Here is a 16,652-nt window from a genome sequence, read left to right as displayed (position 1 = left end):
TGGGCACGGGTTCAGACCAGGGCGGCGGCCTCCTCGACGGTGAGGCCGCCGCCCTCGGCATGGGCGTCCTCGTATGCGGCGTCACCGAGGACGCTCCGGGCGTCCCGCTCGGCGTCCGCTTTGCTTTCACGTTCGATGGTCGAGGTGAGGCCGTCGGACGGGAGCAGCGCGTCGTACGCGCCGAGCAGCCGGGCCGCGACCGTCGCCCGTTCCGCGCCGCCGAGCCCGGCCAGTGCCCGGGCGGCGTTCACCAGGGGGGTGTAGGCCTGCGGGTCGTCCGATCCGGTCATCGCCACTCTGGCCTTCTGCAAGGCGGTGCCGTACCGGCCGTCGAGGTTGTCCAGCCAGGAGCCGACGCCCAGCGCGGCGCTTTCGAAGAGCGTGGGCGCCCGGCCCGTGAACTCCTCGCGGGCCGCGTCGAGCTGTCCGCGCGCCTCATCGATCCGCCCCGTCCTGCCGAGCAGCCGGGCGAGGCGTATCCGGGTGTAGGGGATGGTCTCGGTGAGGCCGTGTCTGCGGGTCTCCTGTAGGGCTTCGTGGAGGAGACGTTCCGCGGCCTCCCATTCGCCGAGTTCCGCGAGGACCGTTCCCAGGCCGGCGCGGAGCGGCCCCACCTGGGCCCAGGCGCCGAGCAGCTCCACTTCCCGTATCGCCTCGCGGTAGTCCGCGGCCGCGGCACGGTACTCGCCGTGGTCCTCCTCGGCCTTGGCCCGGCAGGACAGGGCGGTGGCCGTCCCCCAGGAGTCACCGGCGCGCCGGAAGAGCTCCAGGCTCTCGTCGGCGTCCCGTCGTGCCGTTTGACGGGTCTCCGCGCTGTCGCCGCGTTTTTGGAGCAGCAGCCCGAGTTCCCAGTCGTAGCCCAGTTCGCGGCAGGTCCGCACGGCGGCGTCGAGGGCTCCGTTCAGCCGCTGCCGGTCTCCGGCCAGCAGCAGGGCGTGGAACCAGAGGAATCCCGGTACCCGGCACACTTGGGGCAGTCCCGGCCGGTAGGCCTTGATGATCCCGCGCAGGGTCGGTCCGGTCGCGCCGGCCGTCCGTTGGGGGCGTCCGTCGTCGCTGTTGGCCAGGTGGATGAGACGGGCTCCGCGCCGTGCCTCCTCCAGCAGTTCCGGTGTCCACGGGGGAGGGCTGTCGGTGTAGCTGTCGTAGAGCGGCGGCGCTGGTTGCACCGGAGCGGCGAAGGGGTCGGGTCCTAGGGCGAAGGTCGCGGCGGAGAAGGTGCGGGCGTCCGTCTTGTACTTGCGCAGCGACCAGTACCAGCAGAGGGAGCCGACCAAGCACAGCGCTTCCTGCTCATCGCGCAGCGCGATCGCCCGGCGCAGCGCCGCCCGGAGGTTCTCGTACTCGGTTTCCAGCCGCTCCAAGGCGATGAGCTGGCGCGGCCCGCGCAGGAGAGGGTCGGTGTTGCGCGCCAGTTCGCGGAAGTGGACGAGGTGCCGACGTTCGACGTCCTGCCGCCCGCCGGATTCGTCGAGCCGTTCTCCGGCGTATTCGGAGACGGTTTCGAGGAGGCGGTAGCGCGTCTGCCCGCCGGGCCCGTCGGGCACGGCGACGACGAGTGCCTCGTCCACGAGGGCGCCGAGTGTCTCCAGGACTCCCGGACCGCAGATCGCCTCGGCGGCTTCCAGGTCGCAGCCGCCCGCGAAGACGGACAGCGCGGACAGCACGGTCCGCTGCTCGGGGGGCAGGAGGTCCCAGGACCAGTCGACGACCGCGCGCGGTATCCGGTGGCGCGGCAGCATGGTTCTGCTGCCGCCGGTGAGCAGCCGGAACCGGTCGTCGAGACGGTCGGCGATCTGGCGTGCGGTGAGCAGCCGCAGCCGGGCGGCGGCCAGTTCGATGGCGAGCGGCAGCCCGTCGAGGCGGCGGCAGATCTCGGCGCAGGACACCGGGTCGTCCTCGGCGCGGAAGCCGGGCCGGGCGGCGGCGCCGCGCTCGGCGAGCAGCCGCAGGGCAGCCGGGACGGGCAGCGGCTCCACGGGACGCACCGCTTCTCCCGGGACGTTCAGCGGTTCCCGGCTGGTGGCCAGAACGCTCAGCCCGGGGCAGCGGGCGAGCAGCCGGCGGACGAGTTCGGCCACGGCTTCGATGACGTGCTCGCAGTTGTCGAGGACGAGCAGCATCCGCCGGTGGGCGCAGTGTTCGATGAGCCGGACGCGCGGGTCCTCGGAGACCTGCTCAGCCGAGGCCCGCAGCTCTTCGGGACCTGTGCCGGGCCGTGCCCCGAGTGCGGTGTCCCGCGCCCCGAGCGCGGTGACGACGGCCGCCGCCACGGCCGTCGCGTCGGCACCGGCCTCGACGGAGGTGAGTTCGGCGGTCCAGACGCCGTCGGGCCGGTTTCCGGCAGCAGATTCCGATGCCGCGGCCTCCAGGGCCAGCCGGGTCTTGCCGGAGCCGCTCGTGCCGGTGAGAGTGATCAGCCGGTGCCGGGCCAGGTCGTCGCGGATGGCGGCGAGCTCGTCTTCGCGTCCGACGAAGCTGGTGAGACGGGCAGGGAGGTTCCCAGGCCGGGTGAGAGGTTCCGGCCTGGACGGGCCTTCGGGTTCGGGTAGGGGCCGCAGCAACTTCGCGTGCAGGGCGCGCAGTTCGAGGCCAGGCTCGGTGCCCAGCCGGTCGGCGAGGGCGCGCCGCACGGAGTCGTATGCGGCCAGTGCCTGTGCGGGCCGCCCCACGTCACGCAGCGCCCGCAACCGCAGGATGTGCAGCGGCTCGTCCAGGGGGTGTTCGACGCACAGCGCGGTCAGTTCGGGAAGGATCTCCTCGGCGCGGCCGAGGGCGAGCCCTGCCGTCAATCGGGCTCGGAGGGCGGCCGACCGGCGGGCTTCCCAGTGCGCGCTCCACCCCGCACCGTCCGGCAGGTCGGCCAGTGCGGGCCCGTGCCACAGGGCCAGAGCCTCGTCCAGCAGCGTGAACGCCTTCTCCGCGTCGCCGTCCGCGAGGGCGAGGGCCCCTTCGTCCGCCAGCCGTTCGAAGCGGTACGCGTCGATGTCGTCCGGGTCGGCGACGAGCCCGTAGCCGCCGTCGTCCGACCAGATGGCGTCCTGCCCGAGCCCTCTCAGCAGCCGACCGGCGAGCACCTGCAACTCCCCGGCGGCGTCAGCGGGCGGCTCGGCGCCCCACACGTCGTCCACCAGCTCCGGGACGCTCCGTGTCCGGCCTGGTTCCAGCGCGAGCGCGGTGAGCAGCGCACGCCGCCGCGCCCCGCCGAGGGGAACGGCCGAGCCGTCCTCGCGGATGGCCTGGGTCGTGCCGAGGACGCGATAACGCATTCGCCCATTGTCCCTGCTCACCAGCGCGCACCCGTTGTTCATCCACAGCCCGAGGAACTCGGCGCTAATCTCATATGCCCCGTTGGGGTGCATTCTGCTGGCGGTTGGGGGCTCCTCATGCGGTTCAAACGGACGGCCATCGCGGCCACGGTCGTCCTGTCGACGCTGGGTGCGTTCGTCGCGACGAGCCGCATCGACGAAGAACCTCCTGGCCCGATGCTCGATTACGGCGCCTCGGGTTGTCCTGCCAAACCGTACGAAGCCACCGGCGAATTCGACTGGCCGTCCCTCGAAGGCTGGGCGCCGGCTTACCGGCGCAACCTCGCACGTGATGGTGCCGACCATGCCCTGCTCTGCCAGGCGACCGGTTTCGAGGGGGCCGGATGGCACCGGCCGCTCCAAATCACTCAGGGGGTGAAGGAATTGCAGCGCATCCTGGGAGGGCTGCCCAGGGCGCACTATGGCGGAGCCTCGCTCCTGATCGACTATGCGCCGGTCAATCTGGTGCTGCACTACCCGGACGGGCGGCGCACCGTCATGTCATTCGAGTTCAACCGCGATGAAGTGAGCACGCACAACGCGATCCGCTCGGGCGCGGCCCGGCTCACCCGCGAGTTCGCCCGCCTGTGGCGCACAGAGCACACCTCCTCCGACCCGTCCACGATCGAGCCCGCCGCCTGTCTCCCGAGGCAGCCCGACGTGCGTACTCGGAGACTCGACCATCCCGCTCCGAACATCGTCCGTGGTTTCGACTTCTACGAGAATGTGCCGGGGTACTCGAACGTGTCGAAGCTGCCGTCGCCCCTCGCGGTGGTCCGCGCCTGCCGCTATACGGCCGACGATCGTGGACGGCTGGTCCTGCGCTCCCAGAACGATGCCCGCACCGATTTGGAGTCCCTCAGAACTGGTCTGAACGTCGTGAAACGTCCGGAGAAGCGGTTGCCCTGCGGTGACTACGAGAGCCCGAAGATCACCGCCCTGGACACTCTTCACCTGACCGACGTCACCGGCCGCAGCGCTCACGTCTACATCGCCCGCCGACCTTGCGCAGCCGACTTGACCCCCTGGCTCACCGGTGACGGATCCGTGGCGCCCGAGATCTCGGCCATGCTCTCCAGGCTCCTCGACTGAGAGCCCCCGCCGCGCGAGAACCAGGACCTCACCGTATCGAAAGCCGCGGCGGGCTCCACTCGAAGATCGGCGCGGTCTGCCTGATGACGGCCGCGGAACCGAGCCGGCCGACTCCCCACATGAGCGTGTCACGCAATCTCGTCGCCCATGGTGAGCGGAGACCCACCATTCGGGAGACCCGATGGGAGTTCTGGACGACCATGCGGGTCCGGGGGAGGCGGGCGGCGGTGTAGCGGGCGAGTCCGTCGGGTTGGTCGGCGAGGGACGCGAGCACGACCGCGTCCTCGATGGCCTGACACGCCCCCTGCCCGAGGTTCGGGGACATGGCGTGCACCGCGTCCCCGAGGAACGCGACCCGGCCGACGTGGTAGGCGGGCAGCGGTTCCGCGATCCAGTAGACGTCGTTGTGCAGGATCTCGCCAGGCTCGGCCGCGTCTATGAGATCTGGAATCGGCGCGTGCCACCAACCGAACCGACGCAGCAACTCGGCCCGTTCGTCTTCGAAGGTCTGCCCGGCCGACGCCACCGCACTCGCGTAACAGTAGATCCGCTTACCGCTCAACGGCATGATCCCGAAGACGTCTCCGTGTCCCCAGCTCTCGGTCGTCCGAAAGCCGTGTCCGGGTTCCGGAATGATGAATCGCCAAGTGGTCGACCCGGAGTAGAGAGCCCCCGGATGATCGGGAAACAGCGCCTTCCGAATGCCTGAATGCACGCCGTCCGCCGCCACCACCAGGTCGGCCTCGAGCGCTCCTTCAGAGGTGGTGACCGTCCCGGTCTCCGGTTCCACGGCCGACACGGCCGTCGAGGTCCTGACGGTGTCTTCCGGTAGCCGGGAGAGAAGCAGATCGACCAGTTCGGACCGCAACGCGATGACGGCGAGGTCGTCGTACTTTTTCAGCATCGGCGCCGTCACATCCGCACGCACCAGCCACCGTCCGTCATAACGCCGGATCCCGCTCACTCCGTCGATGGCGGCGAGTCCCCGAGCGGCCTGCCCCACCCCGATGGCGTCGAGCGCCCGCAACGCGTTGGGTCCCAGGCTCAGCCCCGACCCCACCGGGTCCAGACTCGCCGCCCGCTCGCAGACGATCACGTCCCAGCCCCGCAATCGCAGGGCGGCAGCGGCTGTCAGCCCCCCGATCCCGCCCCCGACCACGACAGCACGCTTCGCACCCACGCCAGGCCTCCTCGCCCGAAGCAGAGAATCGCTTGCATTGCGCTGTTTTCACCGTAAGCCCGGCCTGCGGACGACCCCCACCGGGTCCTCCGCAGGGGGTCGTCCAAGCGGGGGAGGACGGTCAGGAGGGGCAGGTGCGGTCGGTGGCGGGGAGGGCGCCGGTGCGGAAGTAGTCGATGATCAGGGTGTCGACGCAGGTGTCGCCGTAGTTGCCGAAGACGCCGTGGACGGAGGCGTCCAGAGTGATCATGCGGGAGCCGGGCCAGCGGGTGTGCAGGGCTTGCGCGCCGGCCAGGGGGGTGCGGGTGTCGCCTCGGGCGTTGACGATCAGGGCGGGGGCGTCGGAGGTGATGCGGGTGGGCACCTCGCGGGGGGCGCTGCTCCAGAAGGCGCACGGTACGACGTTCTCGACGACCGGGCCCAGGATCGGGGAACGGCGCCGGGTCGACCGCACGTCACGCCAGTAGACCTCGGGGTCGCGGGGAACGGCGACGTCTCCGCACAGGATCGAGGCCTGGACACTGCCGTAGTGCGACTCGGCGGACGTGGTGAGGGTGTCCAGAATGTCGCGCAGCCCGTCCGGCGGTGTGGAGGGCCGGTGCCGGGAGGCCTGCTCGAAGGTCTGGACGGCTTCGGCCAGCAGTTCGCGGAAGGGGTCCCGGTCGTCGGCGATCAGGTTGATCAGTATGACTGGAAGCAGGGTGTCGTCGATCCGGTAGGAGCCGACCCGCAGCGGTTCCCGGGACGCCGACCGCACCAGCCGTCGGACGGTGGCCAGTACGGCGGTGCGGGTGCGGCCGAGGTGGTAGCGGTCGTCATGCGCGGCGGTCCAGGCCGCCCACTCCTCGAGGGCCTGGTCGTTGGCCTCCAAGGCGTCCTTGAGCAGCCGGTTGTCGTAGCGGTCGGGGTCCAACGCGCTGTCCAGGACGAAACGGTCGAGCCTGCCGGGGAACATCTCGTGGTAGACCGCACCCAGGTAGGTGCCGTACGAGTAACCCAGGTAGGAGATCTTGTCCTCACCGAGCGCGGTCCGGACGGCGTCCATGTCGCGGGCCGTGTTCCGGGTGGTGACATGCGGTAGGACGGACGCGTTGGTGTCGGCGCATCGCCGGGCGAGGTCGCGTTGGAACGTCACTTGCCTGTCGAAGGAGGCGCGGGTGAGGCCGGCCGAGCGGATCCAGGTGCCGGTCGGCCAGCCGCAGTCCAGCGGGGTGCTGCGTCCGACGAACCGCGGATCCATGCCGACGATGTCGTAGCGGGTCCCGACGTCCTTCATGGCGTCCCGGACGAACGGAGGGTCGGTCACGGCCTGCCCGCCGGGCCCGCCGGTGTTGACCATCAGGGTGCCGATCCGTCGGCCGGTCGCCTTGATGCGCGACAGGCCCAGGCTGATCTCGCGTCCATGCGGGGCGACGTAGTCGAGCGGGACGTCCAGCCTGGTGCACTCGGCTCCGGCCTTCTCCAGCTCCCGGCCCTGTTCGTCGTCGGGCCCGGTCACACACGTTCCCCAGCGCAGGGCTGGTTCGGAGGCGTTCGCGGGTGCGGGGGCAATACCTGTCAGGGCGGCGGCCAGCGCGGTGAAGGTGATCAGTTTCCTCATCGGTTCTCCTCGCACAGGGCGGTGTCGACGACCGCGCGGAAGTCCAGTTCGGCCTGTTCGGTGGCCGGTACTTCGTTGAGCACGAACGACACGCGCCGTCCGTTGGGGTTGACGGCGGTCCAGGCGCGGAAGCCGCCGGGGCTGGTGCCGCCGTGGCCGATCCAGTGGCCGCCGCAGCTCATCGGCAGCGACATGACGCCCAGCCCGTACCGGGCTCCGGCGCCCAGCCGCTCCTCGTCGGCGGGGATGGTGCGTGTCAGCTCCGCCGTCCAGGGCGCGGGCAGGAGGCGGCCGTCGAGGAGCGCGTCGAAGAAGCGGTTCAGGTCGGGCAGGGTGGAGATGAGCGCGCCGCCCGCCCAGCCGTACGACATGTTCCAGTTCGTCCCATCGATCCGGATGGGCGTGCCGTTCTGTTCGACCAGCGTGTAGCTGCGCGGGTGCGCGCCCCGAATGGCGGGGGAGTCCCCCGGCCAGTACGTGCCGGACAGCCCCAGCGGCCGCAGGACGCGCCGCTCGACCTCGGCTTCCAGCGGCCGTCCGGTGACCCGCTCGACGATCATTCCGGCGAGTGCGTAGTTGGTGGTCGAGTAGTGCCAGGTCCGTTCCGGGCGCGGCATCGCCAGCGCCAGTCGGACCAGTTCGGCCGGCCGGAACGTGCGGTACCGCCATTGCTCGCCTTCGGGCAGGTCGGCGTGGTCGGGCAGCCCGGAGGTGTGCCGGAGCAGGTCTCGGACGCTCATACGCCGCCCGTCGTAGGCGCCCTGGACCAGGCCGGGCAGGTAGGAGTCCACGGACGCGTCCAGCGAGACCTGTCCCTCGGCGGCGAGCTGGAGCACGGCGACGGCCGTGAACGTCTTGGTGATGCTGCCGATCCGGAACCGCTCGTCGACGGGCATGGGCCGTCCGATGCGCCGGTCGGCGACCCCGGCGGACGCCGTCCATCTGCCGCAACGGGGGTTGTCGACCTCGACGGCCGCTCCCGCGAGGCCCTGTTCGGTGATGAGCCGGTTCAACCCGGCCCGCAGTCCTGGCAGATCCCCGCACTCCGTCGCCGCCGCGCGTGCCGGCGTCCCGGCCAGGGCGACCGCGAGGAGGGTGAGGATCGTCAAGTTCGCACCAAGGATCCGCATGCCGTTGACGCTACGGATCGCACATGCGCTGTCCCATGGTGCTGACCTGAGTCCTCGTACGGGGGATGGCCCCCCGGAGCGTTACGCCCGCGGAATTCCGGCAGCTCGGCCTGCATGAGACCGCAGCCGCGCGATGGTCGGCCCGCTGATGCGCGGCCGCCCTTGGCCGATCTCGGGCGCCTGTTACGGCTGGTCCTTGCGGTCTTCCCCAAGGCCGCCCATCGACGGGAGCGTGAGCGCGATCCGTCTGCGGGTGACGTCCACCTGGGCGATCCGCACAGTGAGAAGGTCACCGACCTCTACGGTGCTCTGCCCCAGTTCGGAACGGGGCAACAAGCCCTCGAAACCGTGCTTCACGTTTTCGACCCGGACGAAGACCCCGAAGGGCACGACCTTGGTGACAGGACCGGTGACGACGTGCCCGACCCGCTGCTGGAGCTCCTGGAACGGGTCGTCCTGGAGCGCTTTGAGAGACAGGGACACGCGCCCGCGCCCGAAATCGACGTCGAGGATTTCGGCGGTGACTTCTTGCCCGACGGCGACGACGTCGGAGGGGTGATCGATATATCGCCAGGAGATCTCGGGAATGTTGATCATGGCGGTGAAGCCGCCGATGTCCACGAAGGTCACTCCGAAATGAGCGATCTCGATGACCGTCCCCTGGACGATCTGCCCCCGGCGCAGCGTCCGCAGGAAGGCCGACTCGCTTTCGCCGAGGATCCGTTCCGTCATGTCAGCGTGCTCCGATCGACGACCTGGACACAGTGCTCGTCACCGCCCCGACGCGTGGTGACGCCGACGGTCGGCGAGAAGCCGGGCGACTTGCTCGTCGGTGGTGTCGGCCATCCGGCGAAGGTCTTCGAGCAGGAGGTCCCGCCGAGGATGGTCACTGTCGGCGACGTACTGGAGGGTGTGTTCGACGCCGGCAGCGTAGACGATCCGGTGAGGCATGATTCCCAGGGTGTCGAAGCTCCTGTGGACCGCCTCCCAAAGAAGCCAGACGTCCTGGACGCGGCGGTGCTCGGCGACCAGAATCGCGGCGATCTCGATGCTGTGGCAGAAGCCCCAGTAGTGCCCGTGCGCATGCGTCTCCTGGACGAGTAGGAAACGCGCGAACTCCAGATCGGCGAGGCCAGGGCAGCGGGCCAGGCTCTCAAGCACTTGCCGCCGATCCCCGGCCGCCAGGTCGATGGGCCCGCCGTCCTCACTATGGCCGGCTTCGAACGTGAGCAGAGGCCAGAGCTCGGGATTCTCAAGCCACCACGCAGGCTCGGGAAGTGAGCTGTTGGGAGGCCTTCCGTCAGTGCACGCCATGATCTACCTCGCTGACCACGTCTGCGGGCGGCCGCCAGACGAGCCTGCATGCTGACTTTGTGGTTGGGATGGCAGTGCTGCAACCAGCGCTCGAGTTGCCGAGTGGTCTCCGCGTGGCCGAGGTTCCGCTTCGAGATCTCGTGATCATGCCACTCGATGACGTAGTCGCCATCATCAAGTGTCCCGAACCCGCCCCGCAAGCAGTCGACGAAGGAGTCCAGGCATTTCCCGAAGTAGCCACCGCAACCGATGGCCTCGCCCACCACTCGCCAGAAGTCTTCCAGACTTCCGACCTGCGAACCCTCGACAACATAGATCACGGTCACGCCTTGCAGGATAAGCCGGCCTGTATTAAGAGATCCTCATTCCGAGCGCGCAGATCAGCGGCCGCATCTCGGCGAACAAGTCCCCGGCCGCACGCGATTGATCGTTATCTTCTGGGTGTGGCCTTGGTACGCGCCCTCCATGATGAGCGGCACCCGGTGGACCTGTACGGACTTCGTGTCGAGGACTTCCCCGACGGAAACGAGCACGCGTCCGCAGGGTCACTCGAACGGGGGATCGGGCCGCTGCACAAGAGCGGGACGTTCGTGCGTGCCGGCGCGGGATGGTTGCAGGGAAACCCGGCGGAGGCGAAAGTCGATCTCAGGATCGAGTTCCACGACAGTTCGCCGATGGCCGATCATGAGGCTTGGTCCGATGTGCTGGAGACCCCGTATCTCTGCCGTAGCGGCTCGGTCTGGCAGAGCATGGATGATTTCCCCAACGAATCCCTGGCGTTGGACGGTCCCGGACTGTACCGAGTCAGGGTTTCGGCCTCTGCTGGGGCCTGGTGCCTCCGGTTCTGGCGGGTGTCGGATACCGCCGAACCACCGTTGCGGCTGGTGAGGAGCACTCCAGCCGTTCGCGCGAGGTCTTCCGGTTGGAAGGCCGCTTTGCCTGCTCCTGTGTGGCGGGTCTTCTGCGTCGCCCGCCGGGTCGCCGAGAACGGCCGAGCCGTGCGGCCCGAGCAGGTCTTGGACGGACTCCGAGCCCGCCCGGACTTCTTGGAGGAGAAGGAAGCCATCGCAGAAGTCGAGTCAGCCCTTCCGCTGCTCGTCTCCGTCGGTCTCCTCTCGGAGAAAGCCGGTGAATTCCGGATCGCCGACGAGTTTCCTCCGCTGGATCCACGCCTGGCCACGACCAGGGCGCTGAGCGGCGCCGATGACTATCTGCGGTATGAGGCCCTGGCAGCCGACGTCTTCTCGCTCTTGGCTTGGAGCGCTCGTGAATCGGTCTCCGTCGCCGATGCGGCCGATTGCCTTCTGGTCTCCGCAGAGGACATTCGCACGGCGGTCGCGAACGCCGGTTCCGTTGATGCCGTCGCGGGGTTCCGGATGGCTCCCGACGACACGATCGACCTCATCGCCGTACCCGCGGCCGGTGCTCATCCGGTCGGTCCTCCACCGAGAGCGGGAATGCTCGGAAGTGACGGCCGGCTGGTCGTCTGGCGGGACGGCGAACCCGAAATCGTGGCGGAGTACGGCGAACCCTGCCCGGGCGGTTTCATCGATCTCTGGCACGAGGCCCCGATACGGATATCCCGAACCCCGCACGGGCTGATCCTGCACGACCACGGCCCGGGTGAGGAGGAATTGAACCTTCTCCGGCCCGACAGCCGATTGGACGAGATCGGCTCCGTGTCCGAGTACGGAACGCCGCTGTTCCTTCTGGACGAACGAACGATCGCCGCGGAAAACGGAAGCGACCTGTACACGTTCGACCTGGTCGACGGAACCCGCGCCTCCGTTCCGCATGACCCCGCCGCCAGGCATGTGAAGATCGTCGGAGTGTTCGACGGCTGCGTCTACTTCCACGGCTGCACACCCGGCCCACCGACGACCTGGCGCTGGAGACCCGGCCGTGAACCCGAAGCTCTTCCTCGGGACGTGGAACAGGTCGACCCGCTCAGCGGCGCGACCCTTGCCCTACGGCCGGACGGGCTTGTGGTCATCGAGTCCGGCGGCGACCGCTACCACGCGAGCATCGACCGTGGCGTCCGTATGGCCCCTGGCGGCAGGACGCTCTACCTCGCCCACGACGATCCGCCGGCCATCACCTTCTTCGACCTGACCGACTCCCGGTCCCTACCGAGGGTTCTTCGTCTTCCGGCAGGAGCCGAGACTTCCAAGATGTTCTGGGAGGACGAAGACCACCTGCTCATACCAGCCGGTTCGAACTGGAGGATCGAAGGACCGACCTGGGCGTACCGGCTGACCATGCCGTCCGGGGAGCTGGAACGCGTCTCCGACTGCGACACCACTGGCCTACCGGATGAATGCGAGTGCTGTGCCGGACCCCAGGCACCGGTCTTCGTCCGTCCCCTCCTGCTGGGGGAGGGGTGAACGGCCCGAGCCCTTTACGGCCGGTCGCGGCCGTAAAGGGTGGGCAGGTCGATGAGGTGGATGTCGGGGGAGGCGCTGGCTGAGGCATACGCCTTGTCGTTGAATCCCGCTCCACTGAAGCAGAGCAGTTTGGTGTGCGTGGTGTCGTAGCGGCCGGTCTGGGCGATGAGATCGCGAATGTGGTGGAGGCGTTGGAGGTGGGCGGCTCCCATGGTGTCGTTCCATTTGGCCTCGCCGATGGCGAGCAGGGGCGGCTTGCCGTTGTCGGCGATACCGACGACGGCGACGTCGACTTCGTGGCCGGTGCGCGCCTTGGGGTCGTGGACGGTTCCGTGACCGACTCGGGCTGGTAGCCCGCCGAGCAGGTCAGGGTCGGCGTGGTGGAGGGTCCATTCCCGGCAGATCTGTTCGAAGTGCGGGCCGAGGACGTTGCTGACGAAGCGTCGGCGGCTGGCCTGCCAGACCCGTCGGGCGCTGCCGGGGCGTTCCAGTTGGTCCCAGACGGGCCGCATGATGGCGTGGTGGAAGCCGATCAGAGGTTCGGTGATGCGGTAGGTCGGCCTGTTCTCACGGAAGACGTCCGCGTCGCGGTGGAGCAGCCCGGCGTCTTCGAGGACGTTGATGGGATGCGCGATGTCGGTGGCCTTGCGCTCCAGGTAGCCGGCGATGCCGCATCGAGTGGCGTTCCCGTCGGCGACGGCCCCCAGGACGGACAGGTAGAGGGCGGTGTCACGCAGGTCGGGTTCTTCGGCGAGTAGATAGCGGGCCTCACGGAAGAGCGGCGTCTCGGGGTTGAGGACGGTGCGGACGACCCAGTCATCGAAGTCCTCAGGCCCGGACGGAGAGTCACCGCGAGTGAACTCGCGCCGGTAAGCGGGCGTGCCTCCGACGATCGAGTGGACCATCAAAGCCAGCCGCGGGTCGGTGATGCCCCAGAAGTCGGCGGCGAGGTGGTAATCGAGAGGACGGATGAGCAGTTCCAGCCCGGACCTGCCGCGCAGCGGCGCGTTGCCAGACAGGAGCTTGCCCATGAAGGTCAGAGCCGAGCCACAGAGCAGAAGCCGGGTGCGTGAAGCGACACGCTGGTCGCGCAGAGGGCGCAGGGCCTCTTGGAGGATGGACGGCAGCTCGGGATTGGCTTTGGCGAGGCAGGGAAACTCGTCGATCACGACAGGGACCGGCCGCTCAGAGCCAAGGGCGAAGAGAGCGTCGATGACTTCGGCCCAATGGGCGAAGTGGTAGGGACTCGGCGGCCGGACATGCTCGGTGAGCGCGGCACTGATCCGGCGCAGCGACTCGGCGTCGGCGGCCTCAGTAGCCCCGAAATAGAAGCCCCCGGCGGCCCGGCAGGCCGCGTCGAGGAGGAAGGTCTTGCCCTGACGCCGCCGCCCGGAGACCACGCCGAGGGTCGCTCCGGGCTGCTCATCGGTGATGAACCTGGTGAGCGCTCCCCACTCATGGTCCCGGTCGAACATCCCCTGAGGCTTCTCCACCGGAGCTCCCCGCCGCCAAGGATGTAGGGGTACAGATCTATAAACTGTACCCCTGCATCCTTGGTTGAGTGAGGACGCCAAGGCGCTAGTTCAACTAATTGTTGGCAAGGCTAGCTGGAATGCCTCGTGCCGAACATGGTCTTCTTGGCCTGTGAAAGCCTTAAAAGAAAGGAGTTTGTAAGAAGGGCCGGACTTCGACTGGCGAGTATCGATCTCGAAATCACGGTTGAGGATACTGATATGCCGTTCAAGGTCCTCTAGCGGAAGTTGGCGTCTGGCGATCCGCGCGATTTGAGCTGGGGTCAGATAGTCGTCAGCATCACGTAGAGCCTGGTAGATCGGATCGACCGAGGGGATGATCCGTTCCTCTGGCTCTCCCTCATGGTTGAAGGCAGCTACGATTGCTTCGCCAATCGCTCGGGCGACGGGCGGCGGGAACGCGTTGCCGATTTGGCGGTAGGTGGAGGTCTTCTTGCCAGTGAACTTCCACTTGTACTCGCCATCGTCCCAGCCCTGAAGGCGAGCTACCATTTCGCAGGTCAGCTTCGGGGTCCAGTCGATGGGGCGATCTTTGCCGGGAGGCTCGTCAGCGACGCCAAGAGCATCGACACCCATTTCTGCCCAAGCCCGTTTGGCACGAGTTGGGCCGAGGTCGGCCCCGCCATGCTTCTTTGAACCACCCACGATGGTGGGGGCAATCTTGTTTGCCTTCTTTGCCCATGCCTCTGCTCCTGGCCAGCCTTTAGAGGCCATGAGGTCGTAGAGAACCTCTCCCACAGTGGGAGCCTTTTCCGGGTGAGGCGCCGGCCATCGGAAGTAAGAGGCGTCTTCCTCTTGGAGCGCGACTAGAACGAATCGGGGTCGGAGCTGGGATACCCCAAAGTCGGATGCATGGAGGAGTTTCCATTCACCGACGTATCCCAGCGAGATGAGCCTGTCGAGGACATGCTGGCGGTATGCAGCGAAGCGAGGCATGCTCAGGCCTCGAACGTTCTCGAGCATCAGGGCCCGCGGCTTGACGATCTCGCATTGCTCGACGGCCCAGGCGAACAAGTCGCGCTCATCGGTGGCACCGAGCTGCTTGCCGGCGATGCTGAAGGGGGGGCACGGTACCCCGCCTGCAAGCAAGTCAACGCCTTCGTGCTCGGCGGGGTCCCAGACTTCATGATCTGCAACGTCTCCCTGGCGCACGACCTCTGGATGGGCGAGGTTTGCTCTAAGCGTGTTGCAGGCATTTGTGTCTAGCTCGACTGCTAGTCGGTGCCTGAATCCGGCACGCTCTAGACCGAGTGACTGTCCCCCTGCACCGGCGCAGATCTCCACTACTTCAAGATCGTGCACGCGGCCTCCTCGTGGTGTCTGAGTGCCCTGCGAGGAAGAAGTCATAGCGGTATCTTCTCTCATGACAGCCCTAGCAGGGCGAATCGAGGGATGTCGGCTAGATCATGTCTAAGACAGACAGCGCTGGTGGAGCAGCTGCGGACCCACGGCCTACGTATCCAGCCGCAGCAAACGCGGGCCGGTCGCGGAACATGCGAGCAAACCGCCGGACCGATACCAAGCCGGAGATCGCGCTGCGGAAAGCGCTCCACGCGCGAGGCTACCGGTATCGGAAGGACTTCCGTCTCGATCTTCCGGGTGGTGTGCGCGTAAGGCCAGACATCGTGTTCACCGCTCGCAAGGTCGCGGTCTTCGTTGACGGGTGCTTCTGGCACGTTTGCCCAGAGCACGGCCGTGAACCGACGTCGAACGAGTGGTACTGGACTCCTAAGCTGCGCCGGAACGTCGAGCGCGATCGCGCTGCGGATGCTGCCCTCACAGCGAACGGCTGGCAAGTGGTCCGGCTGTGGGAACACGAGCCACTCCCTTCCGCTGTCGCGGCTGTTGCCGCCGCTGTTGATCAAGCCTCCATCGAACTGTGATTCGACGTTACCCCTGTGGTCTGACAGAACTAGCAGGTTGATGAGGAATGATGTGCCGGGTCTAGACCTTAGGGAGCAGCGGGGCCAGCTCCGGAGGGTCGGCAGGACCTGCGATCACCCAGTCCTGGCCATCCAGCGTGATGAACGGCTGGTCGCCGTGGTGGCTTTGGCGGCGCGCCAAGCGGACGCTGAGTGACTCTCCTCGTCCAGGAACGGGAAGTCCTAGATCCCTCGCTATGTCCCCATGGCTGCTGTATTGGCCGAGGATCACAATGCCCTCGGGCCGCAACTTGGACCGAGCCCCGCCGTTCCCCCGTACACGCTTCATGTAGTCGTCTTGCTGGGCGACTGTTGCAACGACGTTACGGCTGATCAGGCGGCCCTGTGCAAGGCGGAACAACATACTGACTCGCTGCTGGCCAGAGAGCGAGGGGTCGAGGATTTTCCCAGCAGAAACAGGATCGATACGGAGCAATGCGTTCTCAGGAAGCGGCATGTCCTTAAAGAGCCATCTGACCGATCCCTTACCTGCCTTCGTTAGCTGCCGCTTCCTGTCCCTATTCCCCCTCGGTGAAGTCAGCACAGCCTCATCGGCTCGGACCAGCCCTGCTGCCCATAGGCCCTGCTGGTCACTGGCCCATAGTCCAAGAAGAAGGTGCCCGTTGGCTTCGGGAGGGATCATCCATGCTCCGGGGACCTGGGAGAACTTGCAGTCGACGTCGATGCCTTCTATCGCGAAGTCCATCGACTGGCCGTCCGTGAAACTGAACTCACGCTGCAAGTTGATCTCGACCAGGGTGCCGAAGTGTGTCTTCTCAGTTTTGTAGAGCTGATCCCACCGGTACCTGCCCGTGTGCTGCCCGTCCAGCAGCATGTCGTAAGTACGTCTCAGAACCTGCGCGATCCTGACTCCGGAAAAATCTATAGATTTCAAGTGAGCTTCAACTATGGAGAGTTCAGCATCGTTGCTCTCAGGAGTTACCACCCTCGAGAGGTTAGCACTTTCTTCCCTTCAGGCAATAGATGATCATGAGAGTCGCAGCCAATGTTGCAATGGCGGGTTAGCAAGATCAATTTTTTAGAGTGGCTGGTCGCAAGGTCAGCGTTGCCTGGCTGCGTAGCTGGCGACTGACATTCTCGCAGGTCAGTGGCATGCGACCCTTGGCTTGGGTTCCGGCGTGAAGAACGGTGGTGATAGTGACAGATTGTCGGAGGTGTGTCATATGCTC

12 protein-coding genes and 1 pseudogene are annotated in these 16,652 nt (G+C 67.3%); 3 read left to right on the top strand and 10 right to left on the bottom strand.

Annotated features, from left to right (window positions below; translation table 11 throughout):
• Positions 1 to 11: 11 nt before the first annotated feature.
• A complete protein-coding gene (locus ABGB12_RS26525) occupies positions 12 to 3,269 on the bottom strand; it encodes a BTAD domain-containing putative transcriptional regulator (protein ID WP_347682177.1) in 3,258 nt (1,085 codons plus the stop codon).
• A gap of 117 nt (positions 3,270 to 3,386) precedes the next feature.
• On the opposite strand from ABGB12_RS26525, the gene ABGB12_RS26520 reads away from it, so the two are divergent.
• Positions 3,387 to 4,400, top strand: coding sequence for a hypothetical protein (locus tag ABGB12_RS26520; protein WP_347682176.1), 1,014 nt, complete (start codon positions 3,387 to 3,389; stop codon positions 4,398 to 4,400).
• Positions 4,401 to 4,428: 28 nt separating this feature from the next.
• On the opposite strand, the gene ABGB12_RS26515 is transcribed toward ABGB12_RS26520, so the two are convergent.
• The 6 genes and pseudogenes from ABGB12_RS26515 to ABGB12_RS26490 all read right to left on the bottom strand — a co-directional run.
• A complete protein-coding gene (locus ABGB12_RS26515; RefSeq protein ID WP_347682175.1) occupies positions 4,429 to 5,559 on the bottom strand; it encodes an FAD-dependent monooxygenase in 1,131 nt (376 codons plus the stop codon).
• A 142-nt stretch (positions 5,560 to 5,701) separates the two neighbouring features.
• Positions 5,702 to 7,180: an alpha/beta hydrolase gene (locus tag ABGB12_RS26510; protein ID WP_347682174.1), complete on the bottom strand. Its 1,479-nt coding sequence runs from the start codon at positions 7,178 to 7,180 to the stop codon at positions 5,702 to 5,704.
• A complete protein-coding gene (locus tag ABGB12_RS26505) occupies positions 7,177 to 8,310 on the bottom strand; it encodes a serine hydrolase domain-containing protein (protein ID WP_347682173.1) in 1,134 nt (377 codons plus the stop codon). Before ABGB12_RS26505 ends, ABGB12_RS26510 begins: the two co-directional genes overlap by 4 nt.
• A 183-nt stretch (positions 8,311 to 8,493) precedes the next feature.
• Positions 8,494 to 9,042: a S1 RNA-binding domain-containing protein gene (locus tag ABGB12_RS26500; RefSeq protein WP_347682172.1), complete on the bottom strand. Its 549-nt coding sequence runs from the start codon at positions 9,040 to 9,042 to the stop codon at positions 8,494 to 8,496.
• Positions 9,043 to 9,081: 39 nt separating this feature from the next.
• Complete coding sequence (locus ABGB12_RS26495; RefSeq protein ID WP_347682232.1) at positions 9,082 to 9,471, bottom strand: hypothetical protein; 390 nt, start codon at positions 9,469 to 9,471, stop codon at positions 9,082 to 9,084.
• 263 nt (positions 9,472 to 9,734) lie between these two features.
• A pseudogene (locus tag ABGB12_RS26490) lies at positions 9,735 to 9,944 on the bottom strand (barstar family protein); the annotation flags it as partial.
• 123 nt (positions 9,945 to 10,067) lie between these two features.
• On the opposite strand from ABGB12_RS26490, the gene ABGB12_RS26485 reads away from it, so the two are divergent.
• On the top strand, positions 10,068 to 12,008 hold the full coding sequence (locus ABGB12_RS26485) for a hypothetical protein (RefSeq protein WP_347682171.1): 1,941 nt from the start codon (positions 10,068 to 10,070) through the stop codon (positions 12,006 to 12,008).
• Between the two features lie 14 nt (positions 12,009 to 12,022).
• Here ABGB12_RS26485 and ABGB12_RS26480 read toward each other — a convergent pair whose 3' ends face one another.
• Together ABGB12_RS26480 and dcm are read right to left on the bottom strand one after the other, a co-directional pair.
• The gene (locus ABGB12_RS26480; protein WP_347682170.1) at positions 12,023 to 13,501 is read right to left on the bottom strand and encodes an ATP-binding protein; all 1,479 of its coding nucleotides are present in this window, start codon (positions 13,499 to 13,501) and stop codon (positions 12,023 to 12,025) included.
• A 90-nt stretch (positions 13,502 to 13,591) separates the two neighbouring features.
• Positions 13,592 to 14,842 (bottom strand): DNA (cytosine-5-)-methyltransferase, encoded by a 1,251-nt coding sequence (dcm, locus tag ABGB12_RS26475; protein ID WP_347682169.1) that lies wholly within the window; start codon positions 14,840 to 14,842, stop codon positions 13,592 to 13,594.
• 104 nt (positions 14,843 to 14,946) lie between these two features.
• Here dcm and ABGB12_RS26470 point away from each other — a divergent pair, with 104 nt between their 5' ends.
• Positions 14,947 to 15,423, top strand: coding sequence for a very short patch repair endonuclease (locus ABGB12_RS26470; RefSeq protein ID WP_347682168.1), 477 nt, complete (start codon positions 14,947 to 14,949; stop codon positions 15,421 to 15,423).
• Between the two features lie 61 nt (positions 15,424 to 15,484).
• Here ABGB12_RS26470 and ABGB12_RS26465 read toward each other — a convergent pair whose 3' ends face one another.
• Positions 15,485 to 16,408: a NaeI family type II restriction endonuclease gene (locus ABGB12_RS26465; protein ID WP_347682167.1), complete on the bottom strand. Its 924-nt coding sequence runs from the start codon at positions 16,406 to 16,408 to the stop codon at positions 15,485 to 15,487.
• Between the last annotated feature and the right edge of the window lie 244 nt (positions 16,409 to 16,652).

Origin of the sequence: Actinocorallia sp. B10E7 (assembly GCF_039871655.1) — a bacterium.
Classification (GTDB): Bacteria; Actinomycetota; Actinomycetes; order Streptosporangiales; family Streptosporangiaceae; genus Actinocorallia.
This window is presented reverse-complemented; position numbering and strand designations above follow the sequence as displayed.

Bases quoted from the DNA above. Each gene is read 5' to 3' on its own strand.
- ABGB12_RS26525 (WP_347682177.1), bottom strand. From the start codon at position 3,269: ATGCGTTATCGCGTCCTCGGCACGACCCAGGCCATCCGCGAGGACGGC.
- ABGB12_RS26520 (WP_347682176.1), top strand. From the start codon at position 3,387: ATGCGGTTCAAACGGACGGCCATCGCGGCCACGGTCGTCCTGTCGACG.
- ABGB12_RS26510 (WP_347682174.1), bottom strand. From the start codon at position 7,180: ATGAGGAAACTGATCACCTTCACCGCGCTGGCCGCCGCCCTGACAGGT.
- ABGB12_RS26505 (WP_347682173.1), bottom strand. From the start codon at position 8,310: ATGCGGATCCTTGGTGCGAACTTGACGATCCTCACCCTCCTCGCGGTC.
- ABGB12_RS26500 (WP_347682172.1), bottom strand. From the start codon at position 9,042: ATGACGGAACGGATCCTCGGCGAAAGCGAGTCGGCCTTCCTGCGGACG.
- ABGB12_RS26470 (WP_347682168.1), top strand. From the start codon at position 14,947: ATGTCTAAGACAGACAGCGCTGGTGGAGCAGCTGCGGACCCACGGCCT.